Genomic DNA, 791 nt, shown 5'->3' with positions numbered 1-791 from the left:
CGCGCCGGGGCGGATGCTGGCGGTGCTGGGCACCTCCACCTGCCTGATCATGAATTCGGACGCCTGCCACGAGGTGCCGGGCATCTGCGGGGTGGTCGACGGCGGGGTGACCGCCGGCAGCTGGGGCTACGAGGCCGGGCAGAGCGGGGTGGGCGACATCTTCGCCTGGTACGTCGACCGGGCGCTGCCCGCCGGGTACGCCGACGAGGCGCGGCGGCGCGGGATCACCGCGTACGAGCTGCTGGACTCGCTCGCCGCCGACCAACCGGTGGGCGGGCACGGGCTGCTGGCGCTGGACTGGCACAGCGGCAACCGCTCCGTGCTGATGGACCACGAGCTGAGCGGGGTGCTGGTCGGGCTGACCCTGGCCACCCGGCCGGAGGAGATCTGGCGGGCGCTGCTGGAGGCGACCGCGTTCGGCGCGCGGACCGTGGTGGAGGCGTTCACCGCCGCCGGGGTGCCGGTGCGCGAGCTGACCGCGGCGGGCGGGCTCACCGCCAACCGGCTGCTGCTGCGGATCTACGCCGACGTGCTGCGCCGGCCGCTGCACGTGCTGGACGCGGCGCACCCGGCGGCGCTCGGCGCGGCCATCCACGCGGCGGTGGCCGGCGGGGCGTACCCGGACGTGCCGGCCGCCTCGGCGGCGATGGCCGCCCCGCACCGCGAGACGTTCCACCCGGACCCGGCCCGCGCCGCCGCCTACGACGACCTGTACGCCGAGTACCGCGCCCTGCACGATTACTTCGGCCGGGGCGGCACCGACGTCCTGCACCGTCTCCGCGCCCTGCGCC

At 76.7% G+C, this 791-nt stretch carries 1 protein-coding gene; it reads left to right on the top strand.

The window, feature by feature from the left end:
* The coding region (locus ACSNN7_RS28980) for an FGGY-family carbohydrate kinase (protein WP_436684220.1) at positions 1 to 791 on the top strand (791 nt) is incomplete at both ends.

Source organism: Micromonospora sp. URMC 105 (assembly GCF_051386295.1).
GTDB lineage: Bacteria > Actinomycetota > Actinomycetes > Mycobacteriales > Micromonosporaceae > Micromonospora.
This window is presented reverse-complemented; position numbering and strand designations above follow the sequence as displayed.